We start from the raw sequence: 23,248 nt of genomic DNA, 5'->3' as shown, positions 1-23,248 counted from the left end.
CAGGCTCGCATGGCGAGAGCGAGCCTGGAGGCTCGCGGTCCGGCGTCAATGCGCCTCGTCCCAGTTCTTCGCCGCGCGCGCATCGACATGCAGCGGCACGCTCATCTGCACCGCCGGGAGCGGCGCCTGCTCCATCACGCGGCGCGCGATCTCGATCGTCGCTTCCGCTTCCTCCTCCGGCGCCTCGAACACCAATTCGTCGTGCACCTGCAGCAGCATCTGCGCTTTCAGGCCCGCCTCCTCCAGCGCCTCGTCCATGCGCGCCATGGCCCGGCGGATGATGTCGGCGGCGGCGCCCTGAATCGGCGCGTTGATCGCCGCGCGTTCATAAAAGGCGCGGTCGGACGGGTTCGCCGACGACATGCGCGGGAAATGCAGCGAGCGGCCGAAAATGGTCGTCACGCATAATTTCTCTCGCACCGTCTTTTTCGTCGCGTCCATGTAGTCGCGAATGCCGGGGAAGCGCTCGAAATACTTCTTGATATAGGCGCTCGCCTCCTCGCGCGGAATGGAGAGCTGATTGGCGAGGCCGAAGGCGGAAATGCCGTAGATGATGCCGAAATTGATCGCCTTGGCGCGGCGGCGCACTTCCGGCGGCATGTCTTTGACCGGCACGCCGAACATTTCGGACGCCGTCATTGCGTGAATGTCGATCCCGTCCGCGAAAGCCTTCTTCAGCTGCGGTATGTCGGCGATATGCGCGAGCAGGCGCAGCTCGATCTGCGAGTAATCGGCGGAAATCAGCACATGGCCGGGCGCGGCGATGAAGGCCTTGCGGATCTTGCGTCCCGCCTCGTTGCGCACGGGGATATTCTGCAAATTCGGCTCTGACGAAGACAAGCGCCCCGTTGTCGTCGCCGCGAGCGAATAGCAGGTGTGAACGCGCCCCGTCTCCTTGTTCACGAAGCCGGGCAGGGCGTCGGCATAAGTGCTCTTAAGCTTGGAAAGCTGGCGCCAGTCGAGGATGCGCCGCGCAAATTCATTGCCTTCGGCCGCGAGGTCTTCGAGCACGCTCGCCGAAGTCGACCAGGCCCCGGTCGCCGTTTTCCTGGCGCCGGGCAGGCCCATTTTGCCGAAGAGAATGTCGCCCAACTGCTTGGGCGAGCCGAGATTGAAGCTCTCGCCGGCAAGTTCGAAAATATCGGCTTCGAGACGCGCCATGTCCTGCGCGAATTCGCCGGAGAGCCGCGAAAGCATGTGGCGGTCAATGGTGATCCCGCGCCGCTCCATGCGCGCCAGCGTCTCGACCATCGGACGCTCCAGCGTCTCGTAGACAGCGGTCTTGTGCTCGGCGGGCAGGCGCGGCGCCAGCGCGCGCCAAAGACGCAGCGACACGTCGGCGTCTTCCGCCGCATATTCCGTCGCCTTGTCGAGCGCAACGCGCGCGAAGCCGATGAAATTGCGCCCGGTGCCGGCGACCTGCGCGAAGGTAATGTTCTCGTGGCCAAGATGCTTCTTCGCCAGCTCGTCGAGGCCGTGATTGTTGCGGCCCGAATCGAGCGCATAGGAGATCAGCATCGTGTCCTCGATCGGCGCGACGGCGATCCCGTAACGCGAGAGCACGAGCAGATCGTATTTCATGTTCTGCGCGACCTTCAGGACGGCGTCGTCCTCGAAGAGCGGCCTGAGTTTCTCTATCGCGACGCCGAGCGGAATCTGCCCCGGGACCAGATCGGCGCCGCCGAAAAGGTCGTCATGCCCGCCCTCGCGATGGCCAACGGGAATATAGCAGGCGCGGCCCGGTCCGAGCGCCAGAGACACGCCGACGAGCTCGCAGCTCATCGGGTCGAGCGAGGTCGTCTCCGTGTCGAGCGCGACGAGGCCGGCTTCGAACGCGTCGGCGATCCATTGGTCGAGCCGTTCGACGGACATGACGGTTTCATAGGTCGAGCGGTCGATTTTCGAAGCGAGCGCCTCGGCCTTTCGCGCGGCGGCGAGCGATGAAGGGGCGTAGCCGTCTGCGAAAGCCTTGTGGGCCGCCGGCTCCTTCCGTTCCACCGGCTTCGGAGCCGCCCCATGATTGACTTCGCCATTGCGCGCGCGCCAGCCCGCCGCGCCGACGAAGTGCGGATCAGGCTCGATCTCGTGGATGTCGACGCCGTAAAGCTCGCCGACGCGGCGGGTGATGGTGGTGAACTCCATCGCCTGCAGGAAGGCGATAAGCTTCTGTGCGTCGGGTTGATGAAGCCCCAAATCTTCGAGCTTCGTCTCCACCGGCGCGTCGCGCACCAGTTCGACAAGCTTTCTCGACAATCGAATGAGTTTGACGGCCTCCGGGTCCGTCAGCGCCTCGCGGCGTTTGGGCTGCTTGATGCCGGGCGCCTTCTCCAAAAGCGTGTCGAGATCGCCATATTCGTTGATGAGCTGCGCGGCGGTTTTCACGCCGATGCCCTTCGCGCCGGGCACATTGTCGGTCGAGTCGCCGGCGAGCGCCTGCACTTCGACGACCTTGCCGGGCGGGACGCCGAAATAATCGACGACCTCCGCTTCCGTAATCAGCCGCTCCTCGCGGGCGCCCTTTGTCCCCGCCGTTCCCGACGCTGGGTCGTACATCGTCACGCCGGGGCCGACGAGTTGCATCAGGTCCTTGTCGGCGGAGACGATAAGCACGTCCGCGCCCTTCTGGCGCGCCTGCGCGGCGTAGGTCGCGATCAGGTCGTCCGCCTCATAGACGTCCTGCTCGATCGGCGTGAGGCCGAAGGCGCGCACGGCGGCGCGCATGAGCGGAAATTGCGGAACGAGGTCTTCCGGCGGCTCGGAGCGATGCGCCTTGTAGTCCGGGTAGATTTCCTTGCGGAAGGAATTCTCGCTCTTGTCGAAGATGATGGCGAGATGCGTCGGCGTCACGCCCGCCGCGCCTTCGCGCACGAATTGGAGAAGCTTGGTGCAAAAGAGGCGAACCGCGCCGGTCGGCAGGCGGTCCGAGCGATAATTATACTTCGCGTCCTGCCGGATCGACTGGAAATAGGCGCGAAAGACGAAGGACGAGCCGTCGACGAGGAAGACGTGGGAGCCGGGGCCGACGGGTTTGTGCGTGAGGGTCATGGGCGTAGTTTAGCGCCGACTTGTCGCGTCGTCTTCCGTCATTGCGAGCGGAGCGAAGCAATCCAGGGCCGTCCTCGCGGCTCCGGATTGCTTCGTCGCATTTCTTCGAAGTCGGGTATACCCGACTTCGCCATATGTCTTCGAAGTCGGATATACCCGACTTCGCGATATGCTCCTCGCAATGACGGTCGAGGCTTTCGATGAAGGCCACGATCCATCCCTCCCCCTCGCGGGGAGGGCAGGGTGGGGGGAGCCCGCGTAACGATCTAGATTGTCGACCCCCACTCTTGGTCCCTCCCCGCAAGGGGGAGGGAAACATGGCTCGCGATCAGCTCTGTGTATGAAGGCGGCGACCGCGCAAGCGGGGGAGGGCTGGGGAGGGGGCTCTACCCCAGCCGTCCCAGCGCCGCGTCGAGCTTCTCGATCCGCGTCAGCGCCTCTTCGCGGCGCTCCTTGTGCTCCTCGATCACTTCCTCGTCCGCCTTGGCGAGGAAGCCCGGATTGCCGAGCTTGGCGTCGACCTTCTTCACCTCGCTCTCGAGCTTGGCGATTTCCTTGGCGAGACGCGCTTTCTCCGCGCCAAGGTCGATCACGCCTTCGAGCGGAATGGCGACCACGCTCCCACGCACGATGATCTGCGCAGAGGATTTCGGCGCGGCGTCGGCGAAGCCGATCTTCGACTGCCGCGCGAGCTTCCTGATCGTCTCCTCCCAGCGCGTCGCGCGGGCTTGCAAGGCCGCGTCGGCGCCGATGAGCAGAAGCTCCGTCTCGGTGTTGAGATTCATCTCGGCGCGCAAGGAGCGAATCTCCGAGATGAGATCCACCACCCAGCCCATTTCGCTTTCGGCCTCGGCGTCTTCAAGGCCCTCCAGCGACGGCCATTGCGCCAAAGCCAGCAGGCTTTCCCGCGCGGGACCCTCCGCGCCCTTGATCGCCCACAGCTCCTCGGTGATGAAGGGCATGAAGGGATGCAGCAGCGCATAGATCTGGTCGAGCGCGAAGGCGGTCGTTGCGCGCGTCTCGTCTTTTTCCGCGCCATCGGCGCCGGTCAGCAGCGGCTTGGTGAGCTCCACATACCAGTCGCAAAACACGTTCCAGACGAAGCGATAGGCGGCGCCGGCCGCGTCGTTGAAACGATAGGCGTCGATCGCCGCGCTCACCTCGCGCACCGTGCGGGCCGCTTCGCCGACGATCCAGCGATTGAGCGTCACCTTGTTGGCGCGCGGGTCGTAGCCCGAAACGCGCGCGCAGCCGTTCATCTCGGCGAAGCGCGAGGCGTTCCAGAGCTTCGTCGCGAAATTGCGGTAGCCTTCGACGCGCTGCGTCGAAAGCTTGATGTCGCGACCCTGCGCCGCCATCGCCGCGAGCGTGAAGCGCAGCGCGTCCGCGCCATATTCGTCGATGAGATGCAGCGGGTCGATGACGTTGCCCTTGGACTTCGACATCTTGGCGCCCTTCTCGTCGCGGACGAGGGCGTGGATGTAGACGTCGCGGAAAGGAATCTCCTTCCTGAAGTGCAGGCCCATCATCATCATGCGGGCGACCCAGAAGAAGATGATGTCGAAGCCCGTGACCAGCACATTCGTCGGATAGAAGCGCGCGAGCTCCGGCGTCTCGTCCGGCCAGCCCAGCGTGGAGAAGGGCCAGAGCGCGGAGGAGAACCAGGTGTCGAGCACGTCCTCGTCGCGCGTGAGCGGCGCGTCGGCGCCGGTGCGCGAGCGCGCGGCGACATGCGCCGCTTCCTCCGTCTCCTCGACATAGACATTGCCGTCGGCGTCGTACCAGGCGGGAATGCGATGGCCCCACCAGAGCTGGCGCGAGACGCACCAGGGCTGGATGTTTTCGAGCCAGTCGAAATAGGTCTTTTCCCAGTTCTTCGGCACGAAGGCCGTGCGGCCCTCGCGCACGGCGGCGAGGGCCGGCTGCGCCAGCGTCTTGGCGTCCACGTACCACTGGTCGGTCAGGCGCGGCTCCAGCACCGCCTGCGAACGGTCGCCATGTGGGACCATGTGCTTGTGGTCATCCACGCCGTCGAGAAGGCCTTTCGCCTCCATCATGTCGACGACCAGCTTTCGCGCGGCGAACCGGTCCTGGCCGTCGAGCGCGGCGACGGTCGCGGCGAGTTCTTCCGAGGGCTCCACGCCCTCGTGGAATTCGGCGTTGGCGCCGAGCGCCATGCGCGCCTGCGCGTCGAGCACATTGACGAGGCGCAGCCCGTGGCGCTTGCCGACCTCGAAGTCGTTGAAGTCGTGCGCCGGCGTAATCTTCACTGCGCCGGTGCCCTTTTCGGGGTCTGAATATTCATCCGCCACGACAGGGATGAAACGCCCGACGAGCGGCAGGCGCAGCTTCTTGCCGACGAGCGCCTTGTAGCGCTCATCTTCGGGATGCACGGCCACGGCGGTGTCGCCGAGCATGGTCTCGGGACGCGTCGTCGCGACGACGATAAACTCGCCGGTCTCGTTCCCGGCGTCGTCCACGACCGGATATTTGAAGCGCCACAGATGGCCTTTCACCTCGATCTGCTGCACTTCGAGATCGGAGATGGCCGTGTGCAGCACGGGGTCCCAATTGACGAGGCGCTTGTCCTTGTAGAGCAGCCCGTCGCGATAAAGCTGCACGAAGACCTTCGCCACCGCGCGCGACAGGCCTTCATCCAGCGTGAAACGCTCGCGCGACCAGTCGCAGGAGGCGCCGAGGCGTTTCAACTGCTCGACGATCTTGCCGCCGGACTCGGCCTTCCATTCCCAGACGCGCTCCAGAAACTTCTCGCGGCCCATCTCGCGGCGGCCGGGTTCCTGCCGCTCCATGAGCTGGCGCTCGACCACCATCTGCGTGGCGATGCCCGCATGGTCCGTGCCCGGCTGCCACAGCACGTCGAGGCCCTTCATGCGGTGATAGCGCACGAGAATGTCCTGCAGCGTGTTGTTGAGGGCATGGCCCATATGCAGGCTGCCGGTGACGTTGGGCGGCGGAATGACGATGGAATAGGGCGCGGCGGCGGCGCGCTCGGGACGCCCGGCGCGGAAGGCTTGGCGCTCTTCCCAGGTCTCGCGGATGCGGGACTCGATGGCGGCGGGATCGAAGGTTTTTTCCATGGTCATCGGGTAAGCCGGGCGTTTGTTACAAAAATCCCTCCCCTTCACGGGGAGGGTGGCCCCGCGAAGCGGGGTCGGGTGGGGTGAAGTCGAGCGGAGAACGTCCCCGAGCCGGACCCCACCCGGCTCGCTTCGCTCGCCACCCTCCCCGTAAAGGGGAGGGATTTGAGCGCGAAGATCGCCGTTCTTTACGCCAACTGCTTGATCGCGCTCTTGCCCGCATAGATCGCCGCCTCGCCCAGCTCTTCCTCGATGCGGATGAGCTGATTGTATTTGGCGATCCGGTCCGAACGGGCGAGCGAGCCGGTCTTGATCTGGCCGCAGTTCAGCGCGACCGCGAGATCGGCGATGGTCGAGTCCTCGGTCTCGCCCGAGCGATGCGACATGACGCTGGTGTAGCCGGCGCGGTGAGCCATATCGACGGCGGAGATCGTCTCGGTGAGCGATCCGATCTGGTTGACCTTCACCAGAATCGAATTCGCCGTGCCGCTCTTGATGCCCTGAGACAGGCGGTTGACGTTGGTCACGAAGAGATCGTCGCCGACGATCTGCACCTTCTTGCCGATGGCGTCGGTGAGCTTCTTCCAGCCTTCCCAATCGTCCTCGGCCATGCCGTCCTCGATCGAGACGATCGGATAGGCGCTGGCGAGCTTGGCGAGATAGGCGACCTGCTCGTCGACCGTGCGGGTCACGCCCTCGCCTTCATAGACATATTTGCCATCCTTGAAGAACTCGGTCGCGGCGCAGTCCGATGCGAGATGCACGTCGACGCCCGGCTTGAAGCCCGCGTCTTCGATCGCCTTCATGATAAAGTCGAGCGCGGCTTCGGCCGAGGGAAGGTTCGGCGCGAAGCCGCCTTCGTCGCCGACCGAGGTCGAAAGCCCGGCCTTCTTCAGAGCGCTCTTCAGCGTGTGGAAGATTTCCGCGCCCCAGCGAACGCCGTCGCGCACGCTGTCCGCGCCGGTCGGCATGATCATGAATTCCTGGAAGTCGATGGGGTTGTCCGCATGGACGCCGCCATTGACGATATTCATCATCGGCGTGGGCAGGACGCGCGCCTGCGTGCCGCCGACATAGCGGTAAAGGGGGAGCGTCGACGCTTCGGCGGCGGCCTTGGCGACGGCGAGCGAGACGCCGAGAATGGCGTTGGCGCCGAGCCGGCTCTTGTTCGGCGTGCCGTCCAGCTTGATCATCGCCTGATCGACCCCGACCTGGTCCTCGGCGTCGAGTCCGAGCAGGGCGCCGGCGATTTCGTCGTTCACATTGTCGACGGCCTGGAGCACGCCTTTGCCAAGGTAGCGGCTCTTGTCGCCGTCGCGCTTTTCAACGGCTTCATGCGCGCCCGTCGAGGCGCCCGACGGGACAGCGGCGCGGCCGAAAGACCCGTCCTCGAGCGTCACGTCGACCTCGACGGTCGGATTCCCGCGCGAGTCGAGAATTTCACGGGCGTGGATGTCGATGATCTCGGTCATATATGGGCCTCTTTTTGATGCGCCGCGGGGCAGCGCCGCCTTTTAGCCTTGTTCGTCGGCGCGGGAAAGCCTGACCGGGCGGTTTAGGCCCGTCTTTCCACGCCCGCCGGGCGGAAAACCGCGCTGCGACGCGGCGGCGTCAGGACGCGGAAAGCTGTTGACTGGCGCTCAGGCCCGGCTAACTTGAGTTTTATCAAAGATAAAGCGCGAGTCGACGGTTCGTTTCGAGCCTTTTGTGAAAAGCAAAGCGCCGGAAGAGCCCGCGCGGCCTCGCCGCGACAAGAAAAAGCGGGGGAGAGACATGGCGTTCCACAGGAGAAAGCGCGCGCGCGCCGCCGCGCTTGCGGCGGCCTTTCTGGCCGGGGCGGCCGGCGCGCGGGCGCAGACGGCGGAGCATGTCGCCGCGATCAAGGCGGCTTTCGACAAGTCGCCGGTGCGCGCCGGAACCTGCTCTCCCGTCTCCGAGGACTTCATGGGCTGGCCGGCGGCGCTGGTGCAGCGCTGCGAATATTCCCAGGGCGTCGCCTATATTCTCGACGTGAAGCCCGAGACCATGGCGAAATGGATCGAGACCGGCTGCAACGCCCATATGTCCGGCGTCGCCGCCTGTTTCGACCGCATGACGAAATGCGCGGTCGAGAAGTCGAATGCGACCTTCGTGATCGGCGGCAATCTCGTCGCCGAGCGCAAGGGAACGGTCGCCAACATGTTCTTTCGCAACGGCGTCGTCATCGCCACGCCGTATAACGGCAAGCCCGACGCCGTTCCCCTCGCGGAACAGGAGAAGCTCGCCAAAACGCCCGAATCCGCCGTCGAGGCGATGCAGGGCGGCGGGGCCGTGGCCTTCTGGCGCACCATGCCCTTCCAGTTCGCGGTCAAGGCCATCGACCTCGGCGTGCCGGCCGAGATGAACACGCCCGACCGCCGGCAGAAGTGGCTGGAGATCATCCGCGCGGAAATGCAGGCGGCGCTCAAGGCGGACGGCGCCCGCTTTCTCTCCGGCTGGATGACCGCGCATCCGATCACGCTGCGCATGGGCGAATGCGCGGACGACCGGGATCCGTAATCCCCTCTCCCGCGCGCGGGGAGGGAGTCGGACGCCTTGACGATCGGGGCGGGCCGTTATCTTTAGCCCCATGACCAAGACCCATGAAGGCGCGCTGCTCCTTGGCGAGAAGGCGCCGCTTCCCGCTTCGCCGGACGACGCCGAACTCGATCTCGTGCCCAATCCGCACAGGGACGCGACCTATCTCGTGCGCTTCACCGCGCCCGAGTTCACCTCGCTCTGTCCGGTCACGGGCCAGCCCGACTTTGCCCATATCGTCATCGACTATGTTCCGGGCGAGAAGCTCGTCGAGTCGAAGTCCTTAAAGCTCTATCTCGGAAGCTTCCGCAATCACGGGGCTTTCCACGAGGATTGCACGGTGCGCATCGGGCGCGACCTCGTCGCGGCGATGAAGCCGAAATGGCTGCGCGTCGGCGGCTACTGGTATCCGCGCGGCGGCATTCCGATCGATGTCTTCTGGCAGACCGGGCAAGCCCCGGAGGGGCTGTGGCTCCCGGATCAGGGCGTGCCGCCCTATCGGGGCCGGGGCTGAGCCCCGGTCATCGGCTAAATCCCCTTCGCCAGACGGTCGAAGGCAAGAAGCGCCTCCACCGTCGGCTCCAGCTCCCGCAGCGGAATCTGCGTCGCGCTGTCGGAGGCGGCCGCGTCCGGGTTCGGATGCGTCTCGACGAAGAGGCCGGCCACCCCCACCGCTACGGCCGCCCGCGCCAGCGTCGCGACGAAGCGACGCTCGCCTCCTGACGACGCGCCCCGGCCGCCGGGCTGCTGCGCGGAGTGGGTCGCGTCGAAGATCACCGGCGCGCCTGTCTCCGCCAGGATGGCGAGCGACCGCATGTCGGCGACGAGGGCGTTGTAGCCGAAGCTCGTCCCCCGTTCGGCGACGATTACGCCGGAAGCGCCCGCCTTTCGGGCCTTCCCGACGGAGTGCGCCATGTCCCAGGGCGCGAGAAATTGCCCCTTCTTGATGTTCACCGGTCTTCCCGTCCGCGCCGCCGCGACGATGAGATCGGTCTGCCGGCAGAGAAAGGCGGGGATCTGCAGGAGGTCGACGACCTCGGCCACGGGCGCGCACTGCCAGCTCTCATGCACGTCGGTCGTGACGGGCAGGCCGGTCTTCTCCCTGATCTCCGCGAAGATCGGCAGGGCGGCCTCGAGGCCGATCCCTCGCGGGGCTTCGCCGCTCGTGCGATTGGCCTTGTCGAAGGAGGTCTTGAAGACGACGCCGATCCCCAGCCGGTCCGAGAGGCGCGCCAGTTCGGCTGCGACTTCCAGCGCCATGTCGCGGCTCTCCAGCGCGCAGGGACCCGCGATCAGCGCGAGCCGCCGATCATTGGCGAAAGCGACGGCGCGAGGGCCCGATCCGACGGCGACGACGTCCATGCCCGCCTGTCTCATTTTTTCACAAGCCGCGCGACCTCGGCGCGCAGCGCCGGCAGGACCTCCGCCTCGAACCAGGGGTTCTTTTTCAGCCATCCGGTATTCCGCCAGGAGGGATGTGGCAAGGGGAAGATCAGCGGCCGCGCGCCTTGAAACTCCCGCCAGCGGGCGACCGTCTGAGAGACGCCCGCGCCCTTTGGCAGATCATGGCCGAGCCGGTCGAAGTGGTAGTCCTGCGCGTAGCGGCCGATGGCGAGCACCGTCTCGATCTGCGGCAGCGCCGCGAAGAGCTTGTCGTGCCAGAGCCTCCGGCATTCGGGCCGCGGCGGAAGATCGCCGCCAGCCGCGTCATTGCCGGGAAAGCAGAAGCCCATGGGCGCGATGGCGACGCGGGAGACGTCGTAGAAAATATCGCGGTCGACCCCCATCCAGTCGCGAAGCCGCTCGCCCGAGGGGTCGTTGAAAGGGATGCCGGTCTGGTTCACGAGATTGCCGGGCGCCTGGCTCGCCACGAGGAGCCGCGCCGTGGGCGACACGCGAAAGACGGGGCGCGGCGCATGGGGCAGGGGCGTCGCCGCCTCCGCGCAATGCCGGCAGGCGCGGATTTGCGCCGAAAGCGCTTCCAGCCGTTTCGCCGCGTCGCGCCCCATCAGACCGCCACGCTCGGCCGCGCGCCCACCGCCGCCCGCCAGCGCGCGAGGCGGGTCAGTTCCGGCGGGACCTCGATCCGCGCAAGCCGGGTCAGCTCCAGCGCGACGAAAGCGGTGATGTCGGCGATGGTGAAGGCCTCGCCCGCGACAAAGGCGCGGTCCGCGAGCTCGCCGTCCAGAAAGCGCATCGCCGCGGCCGCTCGTCCGCGCTGCGCCTCGGCGAATTCGGGAAATTGCGGCTTCTCCAGAACGCCCATTCTGGGGTGGCCGTGGCGGAAGGCGAAGGCGACGGGGAGGAAGAGGGCGAACTCCATCCGCCGCTGCCACATCTCGACGAAGGCCTGCTCGCGTCCGTCGCGGCCGAAAAGCGGCGGCTCGGGGCGCAGCCACTCGATATAGCGGCAGATGGCGACGGACTCCGTCAGTATCGAGCCGTCGTCGAGAACAAGCGCCGGAACGGCGCGCAGAGGGTTAATGCGCGCGAAATCGGATTCCATATGGTCCAGCGCCATGAGGTCGACGTTGCGGACGGGGACGGTAACGCCCTTTTCGGCGAGAAAAATACCGACTCGCCTCGGATTTGGCGCGCGCGGCGCGTCATAGAGCAGCATGCCTACCTCATGGGGCTGGAAGCCCGAATATGGTCGAAATCGTGGCGATTTGTGAGGGGGCTGTTAATCTTTCTAAGCAATTGTCTCATTGCAAGTAACGTTTGAGTTTGGCCCTGCGTGCGTGTGAAGAATGAGTGAAGTCACCGCCGAAATGATCGAGCGTGGCCGCGGCCTCGATCCCCGGACGGCGACGCAGAAGCGTCGCATCGGCGCCCGGGTCCGGCAGGCGCGGGAACGCCTGACCACATCCGACACCGGGCATCGCGGCACGGATCTGCAACTGTTGAGAGCCTATGCGGAGACCCGGGTCAATTCCGCGGTCTCGGCGGTCGCGCTCATCCTGATGATGTCCCTGCTCGCGCTCTACTGGGCGCCGGGCCAGCGCATCATCATCTGGCTCGTCCTCGCCTTTTCGAGCCTCATCCTCTGCTACGGGACCGCCAAGAGCCTCGAGGCGGTCGAGGACGAAAAGGTGACGGTCAAGCAGTGGCGCACCAAATTCGTCGGCGCCGAGCTGGTCCACGGGGTCGTCTGGGCGGGCGTCGCGGCGATGCTCTTCGCCGCCAAGGATCCGAACGCCCGCACGCTCCTCATCGTGATGCTGCTCCTCTCGTCGGCCTTCAATACGATGGTCACGGCGACCATTCCGGCGGCGGTCTATGCGACCATCGCGCCGAGTTCGCTGACGGCGATCGCCTATATCGCCTATGTCAATCGCGGTGGCGGCGACACGTTCATCGCGCTTCTCGCGACCGTCGTGGCGACGCAGGTCTTTTTCTATGTGCTCGCCAGGCGATTCCATCAGATCGCCTCGGAAAGCCTTTTTTTCCGCGCGGAAAAGAACGAGCTGATCGCCGAGCTGGAGCAGGCCAACGCCAATATGGACGAGGCGCGCCGGCGCGCGGAGGAGGCCAATCTCGCCAAGTCGCGCTTCCTCGCCACCATGAGCCATGAGCTGCGCACGCCGCTCAACGCGATCCTCGGCTTTTCGGAAGTGCTCAAAGGCGAGCTTTTCGGCCCCCACGCCAATCCGGCCTATCGCGACTATTCAAGCGACATTCATTCGAGCGGCCAGCATCTGCTGATGCTCATCAACGAAATTCTCGATCTCTCCCGCGTCGAGGCCGGGCGTTACGAACTGAAGGAAGAAAGCGTCTCGCTGGTCAATATCGCGCAGGAATGCAGGCACCTGCTGACGATCCGCGCGCAGAAGCGCGACATCAAGCTCGTCGAATCCGTGGAGCCGAGCCTGCCGCGCATCTGGGCCGACGAGCGCGCCGTGCGCCAGGTGATCCTCAACCTCCTCACCAACGCGATCAAATTCACGCCGCAAGGCGGTCAGGTGACGTTGAAGGTCGGCTGGACCAGCGCCGGCGGCCAGTATATCGCCATCAAGGATACGGGGCCGGGCATTCCCGAGAACGAGATCGCCACCGTGATGTCATCGTTCGGCCGCGGCACGCTCGCGCAGAAGAACGCGGACGAAGGCACGGGCCTCGGCCTGCCCATCGTGAAGGGCCTCGTCGAGCTGCATGGCGGCCACTTCATGCTGAAATCGAAAGTGCGCGAAGGAACGGACGCCATCGTCGTTTTCCCGCCGCAGCGCGTGATGAACGCCCTGCCGAAATTCGACACGCCCGCACAGCAGCGCGCGGCTCGCCGCCCCGCCGCCTAGCCTTTTCGCTCGCATAAAATCATGCGAGCGAAAGGAATCCATCCAAACGACGCGACTACTGGTGACGCTGGCCGTGAGACGCATGCCCGCCCTTGCGGCCGGCGGTAGCGGCGAGCGCCCGGTCGCGGAAGAAGCTGCGATCCTTCGCCGCGACGCTCTGTCCGCCTTTTCGCCCGGCCTGCGCGGCGAGTTCGTGGTTCTGCGAGAAGCTGCGCTTCTCCGCGGGAACCGACCTTCCGCCTTTGCGCGCAATCTCGAGATGCTTCTCGTGATCCATCGACGCGAAACCTCGATATGTCGACTGTCCCATATTCGCCTCCCTGGCGGTTGCTCAACAGTTGGTAAACTGTGGCTTTCGGAGACCTTGACAATGCGTCGCCGGTTGATGCGGGCGGCGGTGTCAGTAAAGTTGAAGCTCAACCGCGAAGGGAGCGGCTCGAAGTCGGCCTTCGAACAAAGGCTTCGAAAAAACTGACTTTTTTCCGTGCGGCCGCATAAATTTCGGGCGCCTGTCTCTCTCTCTTCGCTCGCGCTTGCGCCCGAGGCGCGCTTGAAGCCTGGAGGGGCGGACGTAGAATGAGAAAAAGCGCCGCGCTTTTCACTCCGTCGCCTTGCAGCAAGCGAGCCGTCATGGCCTCCGATCATCATGAGAGCGCATCCGCGCTCGTTCTCTTCTCGGGCGGCCAGGACTCGACGACCTGCCTCGCCTGGGCGCTCTCCCGTTTCGCGCGCGTCGAGACGGTGGGCTTCGATTACGGCCAGCGTCATCGCGTCGAGCTCGACCGACGCGCGGTTCTGCGCGAGGCGCTCGCAAAGCTGTCGCCCGATTGGGCCGCGCGGCTTGGCGAGGATCACACCATCGCCATCGAAGCGCTCGGCGCGATTTCCGACACGGCCTTGACGCGCGAGGCGGAAATCGCGATGCGCGAGGACGGCCTGCCGACCACCTTCGTGCCGGGGCGCAACCTGCTGTTCCTCACCTTCGCGGCGGCGCTCGCCTATCGGCGCGGCGTCAACGACCTCGTCGCGGGCATGTGCGAGACGGATTATTCCGGCTATCCGGACTGCCGGCACGAAACGATCCGCGCGCTCAATCGCGCCCTGACGCTGGGCATGGCGATGGATCTCGAAATCCATACGCCGCTGATGTGGATCGACAAGGCGGCGACCTGGGCGCTCGCCCGGGATCTCGGCGGCGAGTCGCTCGTCTCGCTCATCGTCGAGGAGACGCATACCTGCTATCTCGGCGAGCGCGGCAAGCGTTTCGACTGGGGTTACGGCTGCGGCGAATGCCCCGCCTGCCGGCTTCGCGCCGCGGGCTGGGAAAAGTTTGCGGCTTCGCAGGGCTGACGCGCCGCCGCATTCCTCCTTCCATCGCCCCAGCGCCTGCCGGTGAAGGCCAACCGTTCTTGACAGAAGAATGTAATGTTATAACGTCCTATACGTTACAATATAACATTCCGGGGGAGGCGTTCATGCGATGGAAGACAGGCGTCAAGGGATGCCGGCGAAGGGTGCCGGTCTTTTTGGCTGGGACGCTCGCCTTGACCGTCCCGGCGGCCGGGCAGCGATCCCTCCCGACGATTGAAGTCGGGACCACGAGCCGGATGGCGCGCCGCCCCGCCGCGCCGGTCGCGCAGACGCGGGCGCCTTCGCCGCCGGCGGCGCCCGTGAGCCCCACCTCCGAACCCGCGCCCCGCGGCGTCCTGGCCATTGCCCCGGACCAATACGCCGCCGTCACGGTCGTCACGAGTGAAGAACTACGCGCCTCCACCGGGACCACGCTGGGGGACGTTCTCTTCGCCAGGCCCGGCGTCACGTCGTCGACCTTCGCCCCCGGCGCGGCGAGCCGTCCCATCGTGCGCGGTCTCGATAATTACCGCGTGCGCATCCAGGAGAACGGCGTCGGGGCGAGCGGCGTCTCGGAGATGGGCGAGGATCACGGCGTGCCGCTCGACCCGCTCGGCGCGAGCCAGATGGAGGTGGTGCGCGGCCCCGCCACGCTGCGCTGGGGCTCGCAGGCCGTCGGCGGCGTGGTGAATGTCTCCAACAACCGCATTCCGGAGAAAGCGCCCTGCGGGGACGCCGTCTCCTTCCGGGAAATCGGTTGCGCGCGGGCCGAGACCCGCGCGGCGATCGCGACGGTCGACAACCTGCTGGAGAATGCGACGCTTCTCGACGCCGGACGCGACGACGTCGTCGTGCACGCGGACGTCCATGGCCGGCGCGCCGGCGATTACCGCATCCCGGGCTATCCTTATCTTTTTCCCCCGGACCCGCCGCCTCGCCTGGACGGGCGCCAGCCAAATTCATCCATGCGCTCGGGCGGCGCGTCGCTGGGCGCAAGCCGCCTCCTGCCCGGCGGCGGCTTCGTGGGCTTCGCCGTCACGCAATATGACAGCCATTATCGCATTCCGGGCGTCGAGCCCGCGGAGACCGACACCCGCATCGAGCAGCGGCAGACGCGGGTGACGGGAAGGGGCGAGCTTCCCGTCAAATCGACCTATGTCGACGTCGTCCGCTTCTGGGCGGGGCTCACCGACTACAAGCATCACGAGCTCGGCGATGAAGGCGGCTTTGACGGCGTGCAGCAGACCTTCACCAACAAGGATCTGGAGGTGCGGGTCGAGACGCAGTTCACGCCGGTCGCGCTGCCTTTCGGAACGCTGACGAGCGCCGCCGGCCTCCAGGGAAACCACCAGCTCCTCACTTCGCCGGGACTGACGGGCGGGCTTTACGATCCCAACCGGACAAAGACCGTCGCTGGCTATCTCTTCAACGAGCTTAAGCTTGCCGGCGAGCTGAAAATGCAACTCGCCGGCCGTATCGAACATGCGCAGGTGGCTGGCTCTTTGCCTGATTTTCTCGCCGATCCGTCGGCGCCGCTGGCGAGGAGACGCAGCTTCACGCCGGCGAGCGCCGCCTTCGGCGTTTTGCGCGACCTCCCTTACGGCCTTGTTGCAAGCCTTTCCGCGCAATATGTCGAACGCGCCCCCCGCGCGCCCGAGCTTCTGTCGCGCGGCGTCCACGACGCGACCGGCACGTTCGACGTCGGCAATCCGGATCTCGGAATCGAAAGAGCCAAGACGCTGGAGCTCGGCCTGCGGCGGGCCGACGGACCGTTGCGCTTCGAGGCGGCGCTTTACGCCACGCGCTTCGACGGCTTCATCTTCCGTAATCTTACGGGGCCGGTCTGCGAGACCGATTTCGCAAGCTGCGCCATTGGCGGGGCGGGCGACCTGCGCCTCGCCCTCTATTCGCAGCGCAACGCCGTCTTTCGCGGCGCGGAGTTCCAGAGCCAGCTCGACGTCGCGCCGCTGATGGGCGGGACGATCGGGGTCGAAAACCAGTTCGACCTCGTGCGGGCGAGCTTTACAAGCGGCGGGAATGTCCCGCGCATCCCGCCCATGCGGCTCGGCGGCGGCCTCTTCTGGCGCGACGCCAACTGGCTGGCGCGGGCCAATCTTCTCCACGCCTTCGCGCAGAACGATATCGCCGAGACCGGCGAGACGCCGACCAGGGGCTACAATCTGCTGCGCGCGGAGGTGAGTTACCGGATGAGCCTCGCGCCCGGCGACGCCTGGGGTAAGGAAATGACGGTTGGACTTGTGGGCAATAATCTGCTCAATCAGGACATCCGCAACAGCGTCTCCTTCCGCAAGGACGAGGTGTTGCTGCCGGGGGCGAATTTGCGGTTTTTCGCCAATGTCCTCTTTTGAGGCGCCGTTTTTGACTTGATCGTCGGCGCGAAATTTGGCATATGCGCCGCCAACGAGGCGCTGGGCGTTATCCCGGCCAGTGTTGTATTGCCGAGGATAGACCAATGAAAGTCCGCAACTCGCTGAAATCCCTGCGTTCGCGCCATCGCGCCAACCAGATCGTGCGCCGCAAGGGCCGCGTCTACGTCATCAACAAGGTTCAGAAGCGCTACAAGGCCCGCCAGGGTTGAGGCGCCTCGAAAAGCGAACGTTTGCCTTGCATTGAAGCCGCGGCCTCGGGCGCCGCGGCTTTTTTGTCCTAATGGCTTAAGTAATTTGACCCGTCCGGCCCCTTTTGGAGAATAGCCAAGGCGTCGACCTGGCCGAATGGTCGAATTCCGCCGCCTCTGCTTTCCTGAATATGCTCCCCCCCAGAGACGAAAACTCTGGAGCGCTGAATCGCGTCCGCCGGCGGCGCGTCGGCCGAATGGGAAAGCTTGCAAATGACGGACCTTCTACACGCGCCTGCCCACGAATCCCTCGAACCCGACTATGATCGCCTGACTCAGTGGTCGGGCCACGCCGGCGCGCAACTCGGGCGGCCCGAGCCGCTCCCGGAATGGACGCTCGACCAGATCGGGGCCGAAAACGAGGAGATCAAGAATCGCTGCATCGATCTCGTCCAAAAGATCGACGAGCTGACGCGGGTCAAGGAGAGCTTCGTCGAGATCTCCAACTGGGTCGGCCATATCCTCGCCGCGCGCGAGGAGACGAACGCCGCGCTCGTGGAGCGAGGCATGATGATCGCGATGATCGAGGGCTCGCTCGCCGATCTGAAGGAGGAGAATCGCGCGCTCTATGAGGGACGCGAGGAGGCCCGCGCCGAGAACAGCCTGCTCGCCTCGGAGAATGAAAGGCTGCGGGCGATCATTCATCTTAACGAAGGCCGCATCGAAAAGCTCGAAGCCGACCTGCGCGAGGCGCAGGATGTCGGCGCGTCCTTCCATGACGCCTACGAGGCCGAGCGCGCCCACGCCTATCATCTGCGCGGGGAGCTCGAAGGGCTGCAGGGCGTCGTCGTCAATAACGACGCGCTCATCACGGAGCTGCAGCGCGATCTCGCGACGGCGCGGGACGAAGCCGTCTTTCTTCATCAGCGCGGCGAGACGTTGCAGGGCGCTCTCACGGAATCGCAGGCCGAGGCGGGGAAGCTTCAGGGGGAGCTGTCGCAGAGCCGGATCCATGCCGGCGATCTCGCGGGGAAGATCCGCGAACTCGAAATCGCTTTGGACGCGGAGCGCAGCCAAGCCGCCAAGCTGGAAGAGGTGATCGCCGCCAGCCATGCGGACCATCAGAATACGCAAGCGGCCTGGCGCGCCGAGAAGGATGAGGATCGCCGCCAGATCACCGAGCTGGAGACGAAGCTTCAGGAGCAGACCTCCCGCGCTCAGGCCGCCGACAGCCTCCTTGCGGAAGTGCGCGGCTCCTTGCAGGAGAAGTCGGATCAGTGCCGCCTGGGCGAGCGTCAGGCCGCCGAACTCGAACAGAAGCTCCTGCGTCTCTCCGAGCATTCGGACTCGCTCGCATCCGACGCGGCGCGGGTGAAAGAGAAGCTGGAGACGCGGGATCGCGCCCACGCCCGGCTTAGCAAGCGCGCGCGCGCGCTGGTCCGAGCCATGCGCGACCTCGCCTCGCGGCTGGAAAAGGCCGAGCAGAAGGCGGCCCTCTCCGGCGAGCGCCTCTCCGCCGAGAGCGCCCGTTTCGCGGACCAGAAAGCGCAGTTCGAGCAGACGATCCACGATCTCGCCGAACAGCTTGAAAAGGAGCGCGCCGCGAGTCAGGTGACGGCCGGCGCCCTGGAGGCCGCGCGCCAGCGCCAGCAGCAGCGCGAGGAGGAGCAGCGCCTGCAGCAGCGCGAGGACGAGCCGCCGCCGCGCCAGGAGAGCGGCAAGGTGATCGACATTCTCGCGCGGGCGGAAAAGGCGAGCCTCGCCGTGGAGGTTGCGGAGCGGACAGCCGCGCCGCCGGTTCAGGCGCCCATCAGCGCCTGAACATGGGCGGAGACGCTGCGGCTCAAGCCCTCCAGATCGTAGCCGCCCTCGAGAAGCGAGACGATCCTGCCGCGGCACTTTCTGTCGGCCACGTCCATCAGGCGCTTGGTCGCCTCCGCAAAATCCCGCTCGGTGAGCCGCAGGCCGCCGAGCGGGTCGCGTTCATGGGCGTCGAAGCCGGCCGAGACGAGGATGAGGTCCGGGCCGAAATCACGCAGCCGCGGCAGGATGCGGTCGATCAGCGCCTCCAGGAAGGCGTCGCCGGTCGAGCCCGCGAGCAGCGGCGCATTGACGATCGTATCGTGCTCGCCGGTCTCGTTATAGCCGCCGGTGCCGGGATAGAAGGGGGCCTGGTGGGTGGAGCAGAACATCACGCCGCCGTCGGACCAGAAAACTTCCTGCGTGCCGTTGCCGTGATGGACGTCGAAATCGACGATCGCGACGCGCTCCGCGCCATGGACGGCCTGAGCATGTCGCGCGGCGACGGCGACATTGTTGACGAAGCAGAAACCCATGGGGTTGCGCGCGCCGGCATGGTGTCCGGGCGGGCGCGCGGCGACGAAGGCCGTATCGGCGGCGCCGGTCATGACCTCGTCCACGGCCGCCACGGCGCCGCCGGCGGCGCGCCAGATGGCTTCCAGGGTTTTCGGGCACATCACCGTGTCGCTGTCGAGCGCAGCGTAGCCTTCGCGAGGCTGCGCCTGCTCCAGCGCGGAGAGATAGGCCTGCGGATGCACGCGCAGCAGGGCTTCGAGCGGCGCGCGCGGCGCCGTCACGCGCGCGAGCGACTGAAAGCGCTCCGCTTCGAGTCCGCGTTCGATCGCGCGCAGGCGGTCGGGCCGCTCGGGATGGCCCGGGCCCATCTCGTGATCGAGACCGCTGGCATGCGTGAAAAGGAGGGTTTTCACCGGATCGCCGCTTCGTCGACCGCTCGTCGCGGCCTGCGTATCATTTCCGCCGTTTTCTCGCCCATGTCTATGAAAAATGAAAGACGTCAAGCGACCCTTGCGGGAAACGCCAGATTTCTGCGCGCGGCGATTCCGTGGCGCCCTCGCAACACCAGGAGAATATTGGCCTTGGCGTGGCGATGAGGCGGATTGTCTCGGGCAAGTTCGTGGTAAGCCTTCCTTAGGGAACCCGGTCCTGCGGCGGAAAGGAGCGTTTGATATGAATTCGAAGCTTTTGTTTATTATGGCGATTTCGGCCGTCGCTCTCGCCGGCTGCTACAGCGGAACCCCTCTTCCGGATCCCAGACTCTCCGGCCGCGACGCGGAATTCATGGCCCTCGCCCCCAAGGCTCAGATTTCGGCGGAGTTCGACCGCTATCTCGTCGACTACAAGACGGAGGAGCCGGTCGGCACCATCGTCGTCGATAGCCGGGCGCATTTTCTCTATTACGTCATGCCGGGCGGCAAGGCCGTGCGGTACGGCGTCGCCACGGGCCAGGACGCCATGGGCTGGACCGGCCGCGCCTATGTCGGCGCGATGCAGGAATGGCCGCGCTGGATTCCGCCGAAGGACATGCTGGAGCGCTGGCCGCATCTGCAGCCGACCGCCGACGCCGGCGGCCTGCCGGGCGGCCCGGACAATCCGCTCGGCTCGCGCGCCCTCTATCTTTACCAGGGCGGCAAGGACACGCTCTATCGCATCCACGGCACCAATGAACCGGAGAAGATCGGTCAGGGCGTCTCTTCGGGCTGCATCCGCATGCGCGACATCGACGCGATCGACCTTTACAACCGCGTGAAGGTCGGCACGAAGGTCGTGGTCATCTAAGCCTTCCGCAACCGCGGGCCCGAAAGCCCCTTTCCCTGCGCGGGAAAGGGGCTTTTCTTTTCCTGCGCTCTTCCCCGATGTGCGCGACCGCACCGCCGGTCGGAGCGCCTCCGCCTAATGTCGCGACGCTCGCCGACGGGCGGCGACGCGAGCTCCAGGGGAGAAATTCAGATGAAACCGACGGCGGGCATCGGCGTTTTCATGGCGGTGGCGATGCTTCTCACGCTGGAGCTGGCGGGGGCGGGCGCGTCCCTGGCGGCGAATATGCGGGCCGGGACGAGCGATCTCTGTTTCGGTTATGCGCTTTGCCGCTGACGAAGCTTCGTAGTAACGGGCGGAACGAGACAGATGGATCGGCGTTAACCAGCGAGCGGCGGTTGGGTCGCGGGTCGAGGGCGCGCCCATTAATTTGATTTTTCAGCGCACGCATATTTGGAGGCGCGTCGGGGCGGGAGGATACGATGAGCAGATCCGCATTAATCGGCTTAATTCTGGTCCTGTTGGCGGCGAGCTTCGCCAGCGCGTCGTCCGTTTTCAAATCCGCGGCGGAGGCCGAACAGGATTTCTGCTTCGGCTACGCCATTTGCGAATGATTCTCAGACCCCGCGCTTCGGGCGGGCCAGCTCCCGCAGCCGCGCAATGCGCCGCGATAAACCCCCGTCGCCGCCGACAAAGCCTTCCGCGTAAGCGCGCAGCGCCCGGCGGAGTTCCGCGAGGCGCGGCCTTATAGGGCTCACCAGCATGGCCGCCCAGGCGCGCACGTCGAGAACGAGCGAGTATAAACGGCAGAACCATTGCATTTGCAAAAGCTTGTCGCGGCAGATGTCGAAGAGGAAAGCTTCGACGCCGAGCGCCAGCGCCTTCACCGCGAAAATGAACAGGACGCCGAGCAGGAAGTGGCCGCGCGCCAGAAGCGCGAGCGCCGCCACTTTCAGGGGCAGCACGCCGATCATGGGGACAGCGAAAAGGGCGAGCGTCATCCGGGGCGACAGCCGCGCCACGACGCCTTCCAGCCAGGGCTCTATTTTCTCAACGCCGAGCGCCTTTTCGAGCGCGCGCAGCCATTCCTTCACATTGTCCCACAGCCAGCTCTCGATCAGGAAAACGAGCGCGAGCGTGAACCAGAAGGCGCGGGCGAGGCGCTGCTTCAGCCGGTCGATCAACGCAGTCGCCTTGTCCATCATGACTTTCCTTGGCGCGAGAGGGCCCCGGCAGGATGTATGCGCTCCGCCCCGCTAGCCAAGGTCCCGGCGGCCGTCATGGCGAAAGTTCAGATATGGATCGCCCGTTTCGCCACCGCCAGCGCCGCCTCCTTCATCGCCTCCGACATGGTCGGATGGGCGTGGCAGGTGCGCGCGAGATCCTCGGAAGAACCCGAGAACTCCATCAGAACGGCCGCTTCCGCGATCAGTTCGCCGGCGCCCGCGCCGAGAATATGCACGCCGAGCACACGATCGGTTTTCGCATCCGCGACAAATTTGACGAATCCTTCCGTCTCGCGCATCGAGCGCGCGCGGCCATTGGCCGAGAAGGGGAATTTGCCGATGGCGACGTCCAGACCTTTCGACTTCGCTTCATCTTCGGACATCCCCACGGAGGCGACCTCCGGCCAGGTGTAGACCACGCCAGGAATGACGTTGTAATTCACATGACCCGCCTGTCCGGCGAGGATCTCAGCGACCGCGACGCCCTCATCCTCCGCCTTGTGCGCGAGCATGGGGCCGCGCACAACATCGCCGATGGCGTAAACGCCGGGGACGTTGGTCGCGAAATGATCGTCGATGACCACGCGGCCGCGCTCCAGCGTGACGCCGGCCTCCTCGAGTCCAAGCCCTTGCGTATAGGGAATGCGTCCCGTGGCGATCAGCACGACATCGGCGGCGATCTTGTCCGAGGCCGCGCCGTCGACCGACGAACAGGAGACGACGACGCCGTCGCCCTCGCGCGAAACGCCCGTGACCTTTGAGGAAAGCTTGAAAGCGAAGCCCTGCTTTTCGAGGATCTTCTGGAAGCGCGCCGCCACTTCGAGATCGAAGCCCGGCAGCACGCGGTCGAGATATTCGATCGCCGTCACTTGAGCGCCGAGGCGCCGCCAGACGGAGCCGAGCTCCAGCCCGATGACGCCGGCGCCGACGACGATGAGCTTTTGGGGAACTTTCTCCAGCGCAAGCGCGCCGGTCGAGGACACGACCGCTTTCTCGTCGATCGCGATTTCCGCGCCGGACGCGTCTCGCAGGGGGGCGACGGCGGAACCCGTGGCGATGACGACATTCTTCGTTTCGACGGTCTGCACGGCGCCGTCGGCGCCGGCGACCTCCACCTTGCCCGCGCCGGCGAGGCGTCCGACGCCGCGAAACGTATCGACCTTGTTCTTCTTGAAGAGGAAGGCGACGCCATTGACGTTGGCGCCCACCGTGTCGGTCTTGTGCTTCATCATCGCCGCGAGGTCGAGCTTCGGCGGATCGACGATCACGCCGAGCGGCGCGAGGCCGTGGCCGGCTTCCTCGAACATATGGGAAGCGTGCAGCAGCGCCTTGGACGGAATGCAGCCGACATTCAGGCAGGTCCCGCCATAGGTTGCGTCCTTCTCGACGACAGCGGTCCTCAGCCCCAGTTGCGCGGCGCGGATCGCGCAGACATAGCCGCCCGGTCCGCTGCCAATCACTACGAGATCATAAATCATGAATGCCGCTCTTCAAGAATGGCGCCGCTTCAGCCGAAGGCGCGCG

The 23,248-nt window shown here is 65.7% G+C and carries 20 protein-coding genes; 10 read left to right on the top strand and 10 right to left on the bottom strand.

The features are described from left to right. Positions 1-45: 45 nt before the first annotated feature. From polA to eno, 3 genes are all read right to left on the bottom strand, one after another. Positions 46-3,045, bottom strand: coding sequence for a DNA polymerase I (polA, locus tag ACNHKD_RS17905; RefSeq protein WP_442754840.1), 3,000 nt, complete (start codon positions 3,043-3,045; stop codon positions 46-48). Positions 3,046-3,431: 386 nt separating this feature from the next. Beyond that, positions 3,432-6,143, bottom strand: a complete 2,712-nt coding sequence (locus ACNHKD_RS17900; RefSeq protein WP_442756929.1) for a valine--tRNA ligase — start codon at positions 6,141-6,143, stop codon at positions 3,432-3,434. Between the two features lie 188 nt (positions 6,144-6,331). Beyond that, positions 6,332-7,615, bottom strand: coding sequence for a phosphopyruvate hydratase (eno, locus tag ACNHKD_RS17895; protein WP_442754839.1), 1,284 nt, complete (start codon positions 7,613-7,615; stop codon positions 6,332-6,334). Between the two features lie 301 nt (positions 7,616-7,916). Between eno and ACNHKD_RS17890 the strand changes: the two genes are divergently transcribed. Both ACNHKD_RS17890 and queF read left to right on the top strand, forming a co-directional pair. Beyond that, on the top strand, positions 7,917-8,681 hold the full coding sequence (locus tag ACNHKD_RS17890; RefSeq protein ID WP_442754838.1) for a hypothetical protein: 765 nt from the start codon (positions 7,917-7,919) through the stop codon (positions 8,679-8,681). 70 nt (positions 8,682-8,751) lie between these two features. Then, positions 8,752-9,213, top strand: a complete 462-nt coding sequence (gene queF / locus ACNHKD_RS17885; protein WP_442754837.1) for a preQ(1) synthase — start codon at positions 8,752-8,754, stop codon at positions 9,211-9,213. A gap of 14 nt (positions 9,214-9,227) precedes the next feature. Here queF and kdsA read toward each other — a convergent pair whose 3' ends face one another. From kdsA to ACNHKD_RS17870, 3 genes are read right to left on the bottom strand one after another with little or no spacing between them, the layout of a single operon-like run. Then, positions 9,228-10,076, bottom strand: coding sequence for a 3-deoxy-8-phosphooctulonate synthase (gene kdsA / locus ACNHKD_RS17880; protein ID WP_442754836.1), 849 nt, complete (start codon positions 10,074-10,076; stop codon positions 9,228-9,230). Further along, positions 10,073-10,708, bottom strand: coding sequence for a uracil-DNA glycosylase family protein (locus tag ACNHKD_RS17875; protein WP_442754835.1), 636 nt, complete (start codon positions 10,706-10,708; stop codon positions 10,073-10,075). The genes kdsA and ACNHKD_RS17875 overlap by 4 nt, the downstream gene beginning before the upstream one ends. Further along, complete coding sequence (locus ACNHKD_RS17870; protein ID WP_442754834.1) at positions 10,708-11,319, bottom strand: glutathione S-transferase family protein; 612 nt, start codon at positions 11,317-11,319, stop codon at positions 10,708-10,710. Before ACNHKD_RS17870 ends, ACNHKD_RS17875 begins: the two co-directional genes overlap by 1 nt. Positions 11,320-11,449: 130 nt before the next feature. Here ACNHKD_RS17870 and ACNHKD_RS17865 point away from each other — a divergent pair, with 130 nt between their 5' ends. Then, positions 11,450-12,994 carry a sensor histidine kinase gene (locus ACNHKD_RS17865; protein WP_442754833.1) on the top strand — a complete coding sequence of 515 codons (1,545 nt, stop codon included), beginning with the start codon at positions 11,450-11,452 and terminating at the stop codon, positions 12,992-12,994. A 55-nt stretch (positions 12,995-13,049) separates the two neighbouring features. On the opposite strand, the gene ACNHKD_RS17860 is transcribed toward ACNHKD_RS17865, so the two are convergent. Continuing rightward, positions 13,050-13,304 (bottom strand): general stress protein, encoded by a 255-nt coding sequence (locus tag ACNHKD_RS17860; RefSeq protein ID WP_442754832.1) that lies wholly within the window; start codon positions 13,302-13,304, stop codon positions 13,050-13,052. 320 nt (positions 13,305-13,624) lie between these two features. On the opposite strand from ACNHKD_RS17860, the gene queC reads away from it, so the two are divergent. The 4 genes from queC to ACNHKD_RS17840 all read left to right on the top strand — a co-directional run bounded on the left by queC (position 13,625) and on the right by ACNHKD_RS17840 (position 18,743). Beyond that, a complete protein-coding gene (gene queC, locus ACNHKD_RS17855; RefSeq protein ID WP_442754831.1) occupies positions 13,625-14,344 on the top strand; it encodes a 7-cyano-7-deazaguanine synthase QueC in 720 nt (239 codons plus the stop codon). A gap of 257 nt (positions 14,345-14,601) precedes the next feature. Then, complete coding sequence (locus ACNHKD_RS17850; RefSeq protein WP_442754830.1) at positions 14,602-16,713, top strand: TonB-dependent receptor; 2,112 nt, start codon at positions 14,602-14,604, stop codon at positions 16,711-16,713. Between the two features lie 104 nt (positions 16,714-16,817). Further along, positions 16,818-16,943 (top strand): type B 50S ribosomal protein L36, encoded by a 126-nt coding sequence (gene ykgO / locus ACNHKD_RS17845; RefSeq protein ID WP_036283477.1) that lies wholly within the window; start codon positions 16,818-16,820, stop codon positions 16,941-16,943. A 252-nt stretch (positions 16,944-17,195) separates the two neighbouring features. Further along, entirely contained in the window at positions 17,196-18,743 is a 1,548-nt protein-coding gene (locus tag ACNHKD_RS17840; RefSeq protein ID WP_442754829.1) for a hypothetical protein, read from the top strand. Here ACNHKD_RS17840 and ACNHKD_RS17835 read toward each other — a convergent pair. After that, on the bottom strand, positions 18,722-19,651 hold the full coding sequence (locus ACNHKD_RS17835; RefSeq protein ID WP_442754828.1) for a histone deacetylase family protein: 930 nt from the start codon (positions 19,649-19,651) through the stop codon (positions 18,722-18,724). The two genes, ACNHKD_RS17840 and ACNHKD_RS17835, sit on opposite strands and share 22 nt — an antisense overlap. A 259-nt stretch (positions 19,652-19,910) precedes the next feature. Between ACNHKD_RS17835 and ACNHKD_RS17830 the strand changes: the two genes are divergently transcribed. The 3 genes from ACNHKD_RS17830 (at position 19,911) to ACNHKD_RS17820 (ending at position 21,112) form a co-directional block, all read left to right on the top strand. Next, positions 19,911-20,519: a L,D-transpeptidase gene (locus ACNHKD_RS17830; RefSeq protein ID WP_442754827.1), complete on the top strand. Its 609-nt coding sequence runs from the start codon at positions 19,911-19,913 to the stop codon at positions 20,517-20,519. Between the two features lie 171 nt (positions 20,520-20,690). After that, the gene (locus ACNHKD_RS17825) at positions 20,691-20,834 is read left to right on the top strand and encodes a hypothetical protein (protein ID WP_442754826.1); all 144 of its coding nucleotides are present in this window, start codon (positions 20,691-20,693) and stop codon (positions 20,832-20,834) included. Positions 20,835-20,980: 146 nt separating this feature from the next. Continuing rightward, positions 20,981-21,112 carry a hypothetical protein gene (locus ACNHKD_RS17820; RefSeq protein ID WP_442754825.1) on the top strand — a complete coding sequence of 44 codons (132 nt, stop codon included), beginning with the start codon at positions 20,981-20,983 and terminating at the stop codon, positions 21,110-21,112. A gap of 3 nt (positions 21,113-21,115) precedes the next feature. Here the strand turns inward: ACNHKD_RS17820 and ACNHKD_RS17815 are convergent, their stop codons facing one another. Both ACNHKD_RS17815 and lpdA read right to left on the bottom strand, forming a co-directional pair. Then, entirely contained in the window at positions 21,116-21,703 is a 588-nt protein-coding gene (locus ACNHKD_RS17815; RefSeq protein WP_442754824.1) for a hypothetical protein, read from the bottom strand. A gap of 86 nt (positions 21,704-21,789) precedes the next feature. Beyond that, a complete protein-coding gene (gene lpdA, locus ACNHKD_RS17810) occupies positions 21,790-23,202 on the bottom strand; it encodes a dihydrolipoyl dehydrogenase (protein ID WP_442754823.1) in 1,413 nt (470 codons plus the stop codon). Positions 23,203-23,248 lie beyond the last annotated feature (46 nt).

Origin of the sequence: Methylocystis sp. JAN1, assembly GCF_052186135.1 — a bacterium.
Lineage (GTDB): Bacteria > Pseudomonadota > Alphaproteobacteria > Rhizobiales > Beijerinckiaceae > Methylocystis.
Note: the sequence above shows the minus strand (reverse complement) of the source record. Positions and strands in the feature narration are given on the sequence as shown.